We start from the raw sequence: 6,256 nt of genomic DNA on the forward strand, positions 1-6,256 counted from the left end.
CCATCAGCGCGCAATCCCGTTGAAACCAACGGAATCATCGCACCGCTCGCACGCTGGGGAAAGTCCGACAGGCTGCTAGGCGCCCGCCCGCAGCCGGCCGCTAACCGCCGGTCATCCGCTGTTGCGCCGGTCATCCGCTGTTGCGCAGCCCGGCCGAGATGCCGTTGATCGTCAGGTGGATCCCCGACAGATGCCGCTCGCTGCCCGCCTCGGAGCGATGCTGGCGCAGCATCTCGACCTGAACATGGTTCAGCGGGTCGAGATAGGGGAAGCGGTCGCGGATCGACCGCGCCAGCACCGGGTTGTGGTCCAGCAGCGCGGTCTGGCCGGTGATCGCCAGCAGGGCATCGGTCGAGGCCTGCCATTCCGCCCGGATGCGGCCGAAGATCTGCTGACGCAGAGCCACATCCGGCACCAGTTCGGCATAGCGCGATGCAATCGCCATGCTGGTCTTGGCCAGGACCATTTCCATGTTCGACACCAGGGTGGTGAAGAACGGCCAGCAGCGATACATCGCGGTCAGCCGGGCCATCCCGTCATCGGGATGCGCCGCACACCAGGCGTTGACCGCCGCGCCGAAGCCATACCAGCCGGGCAGCATCGCCCGGCACTGCGCCCAGCTGAACACCCAGGGGATGGCACGCAGATCCTCGATCCGCCGCGTGCGGCTGCGCGATGCCGGCCGGCTGCCGATGTTCAGCGACGCGATCTCGGTGATCACGGTCGAGGCCCAGAAATAATCCTCGAAGCCCGGCGTCTCATAGACCAGCCCGCGATAGGCGGCGAAGGCCGCATCCGACAACGCCTCCATCGCCACCATGTCGGCCTCGATATCGGCCGGCGCCGATACCGGCAGCAGGCTCGCCTCCAACGTCGCCGCGACCAGGGTTTCCAGATTGCGGCGCCCCAGCCCCGGATTGGCGTATTTGCTGGAGATGATCTCGCCCTGTTCGGTCACCCGGATGCGGCCGCCCACGGCGCCTGCCGGCTGCGCCAGGATCGCGTCATAGGCCGATCCGCCGCCCCGGCCGACCGATCCGCCCCGGCCATGGAACAGGCGCAGCGCGATGCCCGCCGCCCTGAAGGTCTCGACCAGCCGGGTTTCGGCCTTGTACAGCTCCCAGCGCGAGGTGACGAAGCCGCCATCCTTGTTGCTGTCGGAATAGCCCAGCATCACCTCCTGCACATCGCCGCGGCTGGCGACCAGCCGGCGGTATTCCGGGCAGGCGAAGGCGCGCGCCATGATCTCAGGTCCGTTGCGCAGATCATCGATGGTCTCGAACAGCGGCACGATATTGACCGCACTGGTGCCGTCGGGCCGCACCAGCCCCACCTCCTTCAGCAGCAGGGCCAGTTCCAGCAGGTCGGACGTGCCGTCGGTCTTCGAGATGATCACATTCTCGATCGCGGCCGCCCCCAGCCGGGCGTGGATCGCCGCCGCATGGCGCAGGATGTCGAGTTCGCCGGCGGTTTCAGCACCATATTCCGCGAAGGGCGAGACCAGCGGCCGGGCGGTCGCCAGTTCGCGCGCCAGCAGCGCCACCCGCGCCGCCTCGTCCAGCGCCATATAATCGGTGCCGGGCTCGGCCACCTCCAGCAATTCGGCGACGCTGCGTTCATGAACATCGGCATTCTGGCGCAGATCCAGCGCCGCCAGATGAAAGCCGAAGCAGTCGACCGCCCGCCGCAGCCGCCGCAGCCGTCCGCGCGCCAGCAGCCCCGATCCGTTGGCGACCAGGGATGCGTGGATGACGTCCAGATCCCGGCCCAGGCTTGCCGCATCGTCATAGCGTTCGGCCGCCACCGCCCGCCGGCCCACGGCATCGGCCACATCCAGCGCCACCGCCGTCGCCGCAAGCCTGGCATAGATGAAACTGATCGCCCGGCGATAGGGCTCCTGCGCCTGATGCTCGGCCCGCTCGGGCGAGGCATTGGCCAGGGCCAGCAGGGCATCCGACACCGGCACCAGCGACACGCTCAGCGACAGTTCCGCCCCCAGTTCATGCAGTTCCGACAGATACCATCGCATCGCGTGGCGGGTGTGCATGCGCATGGTGGTGCGCAGCACCTCGGCGGTCACGAAGGGGTTGCCGTCACGGTCGCCGCCGATCCAACTGCCCATGCGCAGGAACGACGCCACCGGCAGCGTGCGCGTGGCGCCGCCACGGCCGCGACCCTTGCCCTGCACGCGACGGCCGGCACCCCGCGCCAGCATGTCTTCCAGGTTGCCATACAGGGCCGGCAGCTCGGTCAGGAAGGTATAGTCGTAATAGGACAGGCCGTTGACCACCTCGTCGATCACGGTCAGTTTTGTGCGCCGCAGCATCGCCGTCTGCCACAAGCCCAGCACCGCCCGCACGATCTGTTCCTCGATCGCGTCGGCCTCCTCGCCGGTTGGGCGTTCCCGATCACGGCGGTCCAGCAGGCCCGCGATCTCCATCTCGCGGGTCAGCGTGCTTTTGCGTCGCACTTCGGTCGGATGGGCGGTCAGCACCGGGCTCACCCGCGCGCTGTCGAAGAACCGGGCCAGCGCCGCACCATCGATGCCGGCAGTGCCGGCCCGCGCGAGCGCATAACCCAGCGTGCCCACCGCCGGGCCGTCGCCATCGGCCATGCCGGCGCGGTGCTGGCGCAGCCGGTCCTGGTCCTCGGCGATGTTGGCCAGATGCGAGAAATAGCTGAAGGCGCGGACGATCTTCAGCCCCTGGGCGGTGCCCATGCCGCCCAGCAGCGCATCCAACTCGTCATGGGCGGCGCGATCCTCGTCGCGGTGAAAGCGGATCGAGGTCTGGCGGATCCGCTCCACCAGATCGAACACCGCCGCCCCTTCCTGATCGCGCACGATATCGCCCAGAATCCGGCCGAGGAAACGAATGTCGTCCTTGAGTGCTGCATCCGATGGCAGTTCCCCGCCCGCTCCGCCCCGTGCAGTGCCGATCCAGTCGTTCACGATGCCGTTCTCCCGCAGTGCACACCCAGCCCTCCCCGATCTTCACGGCTCCGGCTCCACTTGGCAAGGCGCTGGCCTTGCCAGCACGCGTCCGTTGCGGCACAGATGAAACAGGCATCCGATGGCCATCCATTGCATTGCGGAGACACCCAAGCCTCATGGCCGGACATTCAGCGATCCTCCTCATCTGCCTTGGCAATATCTGCCGGTCGCCGCTGGCGGAAGCCGCACTCCGCGCCGAAGCCACCCGTCAGGGGCTGGAGATCACGGTCGACAGCGCCGGCATCGGCGGCTGGCACGCCGGCGAGCCACCCGACCGCCGCGCCCGCGCCGTTGCCCGCCGCCATGGCATCGACATCTCAGGCTATCGCGCGCGGCAGGTGACCCGGGCCGATTTCCGGCGCTTCACCCATCTGGTCGCGATGGATCACGACAATCTCGATGCTCTGGCAGCACTCAGCCCGACCGATGCCACAGCCCGGATCAGCCTGTTGCTCGATCATGTGCCCGGCCGTGCCGGTCAGGCGGTCGCCGACCCCTATTATGGCGCCGATGACGGCTTCGACGTCACCTGGCGCGACGTCACGGCCGGCGCCGAAGGGTTCGTCAGATATCTGCTGGCGGGGGGCTGATGGCATGGTCGCCGGCCACAGCCCCGGTCCGGGCGATGGCTGCCCATGCGGCCATGCTGCTTGGCACCGAGGCCGTCTCCGCCAGCCTCTGCCATGGCGGCGATCTGTCGCGGGTGATCACGATCGGGCTGGCCCGCGGCGGCAGCGCCATTGCCAAGACCGGCCCGGCGCCGCGCATCGAGGCAGCGATGCTGCGCGCGATCGCCGCCGCAGGCGCACCGGCCCCGGCAGTGCTGGCGGTGGACGATCAGCTTCTGGTGCTGGAGTGTCTGGCCGATACCGGCCGGCCGGAGGATGCCTGGGGCGCGCTCGGCCGGGCGCTCGCCACCCTCCATGCCTGCCAGGGCGACGGTTATGGCTGGCCCGACGACTATGCCTTCGGGCCGCTTGCCATCGTGAACCAGATATCACGGGCCGGTCATCCGGCGTCCTCAGACCCGGACTGGCCCGGTTTCTGGGCCACCTGCCGGCTGGCGGTGCATCTGCCGGCGCTCGACCTGACCCTTGGCCGGCGGATCGAGCGCCTGATCGCCGGCCTGCACGACCGCCTGCCCGCGCACCCGCCCGCCGCCCTGCTCCATGGCGATCTGTGGGGCGGCAACATCCTGGTGGCCGATCGCCGTGTCACCGGCTTGATCGATCCGGCCTGCTATCACGGCGCGGCCGAGGTCGACATCGCCATGCTCGGCCTGTTCAATACCCCCACATCTGCCTTCTTCGAGGCCTATGGCCCGCCAGCACCCGGCCATGACCAGCGGCTCGCGATCTATCGGCTATGGCCGGCACTGGTCCATCTCAGGCTGTTCGGCGCCGGCTACCGGCCGATGGTCGCCGGCCTGCTCGACCGGCTCGGCGTTTGACACACGGCCTTGCCGTTTGATTGAACAATACTCATCCCACGTTTGAGAAAATTGCGGGGTGACCTGCGCCGCCGGCTCATGTCTGCTTGATGCCAACCAGACAATCAGGGGAGGACACCGCCATGCAGTACCGCACACTCGGTGGATCAGGGCTGAAGGTGCCGGCATTGATCCTCGGCACCGCCACCTTCGGCGGCGGCACCGACTTCTTCCGCAAATGGGGCGAGACCGATGCCCGCGAGGCCAGCGCCCTGGTCGATCTGGCACGCGATGCCGGCTGCACCATGTTCGATACCGCCGACAGTTATTCCCGCGGGCTGTCTGAGGAAATTCTGGGCCAGGCGGTGCGCGGCCGGCGGCATGATCTGCTGATCGCCACCAAGACCGGTATGGCGATGGGCCCCGGCCCCAATGATGTCGGCACCGCGCGGTCCCGGATCATCCGCTCCTGCGAAGACAGCCTGCGCCGGCTCGGCACCGATTATATCGACCTCTACCAGCTACACGCCTTCGATGCGGTGACGCCGGTGGACGAGATGCTTCACGCCCTCGACAGCCTCACCCGCGCCGGCAAGATCCGCTATGCCGGTGTGTCGAATTATTCCGGCTGGCACCTGATGAAGATGCTGGCCGCGTCCGACCGTCTGGGCCTGCCGCGGCCGGTGTCGCATCAGGTCTATTATTCTCTGGTCGCCCGCGATTTCGAATGGGAACTCATGCCGCTCGGCCTCGACCAGTCGGTGGGCACGCTGGTCTGGAGCCCGCTCGCCGGCGCCAGGCTCAGCGGCAAGATCGGCCGCAACCGCCCGGCCCCGGCCGACAGCCGCGCCGCCACCGACGCCACCTGGGCCGTGCCCGACGACCGGCTCTATGCCGTCACCGACGTGCTCGACGCGCTCGCGGCAGAGACGGGCCACAGCGTGCCGCAGATCGCGCTCGCCTGGTGCCTCGGACGCCCCGGCATCTCGGGCATCGTCATCGGCGCCCGCAATGCCGATCAACTGCGCAACAATCTCGCAGCCGCCGACATCACCCTCACCGCCGACCAGATTGCCCGGCTGGATGCCGCCAGCGATACCACGCCAGCCTATCCCTATTGGCATCAGCGCCGGACCATGTCCGAGCGCAACCCGCCGGCGGTGTGATGTCTGTCGGCGCGGGTTGCAGACACATCAGCTTTGCGCGGTCGGGCGAATGACGATGCTGCCGACATCCACCTCGGGCGGTTGTTCCAAGGCATAAAGGATGCCCCGTGCGACCGCATCGGGAGAAATCGCAATGTTTCCCAGGCGCTCTTCGAGCATTTTCCTGGTCGGCTGGTGGGTGATCGTGTCGCCGAAACTGGTGGCGATGACACCCGGCGACACCTCGGTCACGCGAAGCTTAGGCCCCGCCTCCTGTCTCAACACCTCGGTGGCGGTGCGCACCGCGTTCTTGGTCGCGGCATAGACGCCCATGGTCGGGACGATCTGGAGGCCTGCCGTCGAGATGACATTGACCACATGCCCGCTGTCCTGGCGCGCGAACACCGGCAGGGCGGCAGCGATTCCGTAAAGCGTGCCACGGAAATTCACGTCGATCATGGCATCCCAGTCGTCGACGCGCAGCGCATCGAAGCGGGAGATCGGACCGACCCCGGCATTGTTGACGATGACGTCGAGCCGGCCGCCCCGCGCGACCGCGAACGCCACAAGCTCTTCAAGATCGCCCCGATGACGTACATCGGTCTTCTTATACCAAATCTCGTGAGTCCTGACTCATAGGGGATTCCCAAACGGTCAGGAGTTCGATTCAATGATCGCGGACCTGAGGGA

At 67.7% G+C, this 6,256-nt stretch carries 4 protein-coding genes and 1 pseudogene; 3 read left to right on the forward strand and 2 right to left on the reverse strand.

Annotated elements, in window-relative coordinates:
- Positions 1-130: 130 nt before the first annotated feature.
- Positions 131-2,950, reverse strand: a complete 2,820-nt coding sequence (gene ppc / locus IEW15_RS24625; RefSeq protein WP_229708777.1) for a phosphoenolpyruvate carboxylase — start codon at positions 2,948-2,950, stop codon at positions 131-133.
- A 158-nt stretch (positions 2,951-3,108) separates the two neighbouring features.
- Here ppc and IEW15_RS24630 point away from each other — a divergent pair, with 158 nt between their 5' ends.
- The 3 genes from IEW15_RS24630 (at position 3,109) to IEW15_RS24640 (ending at position 5,587) form a co-directional block, all read left to right on the forward strand.
- On the forward strand, positions 3,109-3,582 hold the full coding sequence (locus IEW15_RS24630) for a low molecular weight protein-tyrosine-phosphatase (protein ID WP_188583053.1): 474 nt from the start codon (positions 3,109-3,111) through the stop codon (positions 3,580-3,582).
- Positions 3,582-4,442, forward strand: coding sequence for a fructosamine kinase family protein (locus IEW15_RS24635; RefSeq protein WP_229708779.1), 861 nt, complete (start codon positions 3,582-3,584; stop codon positions 4,440-4,442). The genes IEW15_RS24630 and IEW15_RS24635 overlap by 1 nt, the downstream gene beginning before the upstream one ends.
- 122 nt (positions 4,443-4,564) lie before the next feature.
- The gene (locus IEW15_RS24640; protein WP_188583055.1) at positions 4,565-5,587 is read left to right on the forward strand and encodes an aldo/keto reductase; all 1,023 of its coding nucleotides are present in this window, start codon (positions 4,565-4,567) and stop codon (positions 5,585-5,587) included.
- A 27-nt stretch (positions 5,588-5,614) separates the two neighbouring features.
- On the opposite strand, the pseudogene IEW15_RS24645 reads toward IEW15_RS24640, so the two are convergent.
- Positions 5,615-6,178 (reverse strand): annotated as a pseudogene (locus tag IEW15_RS24645) (SDR family oxidoreductase); the annotation flags it as partial.
- Between the last annotated feature and the right edge of the window lie 78 nt (positions 6,179-6,256).

It is taken from the genome of Tistrella bauzanensis (assembly GCF_014636235.1).
Classification (GTDB): Bacteria; Pseudomonadota; Alphaproteobacteria; order Tistrellales; family Tistrellaceae; genus Tistrella; species Tistrella bauzanensis.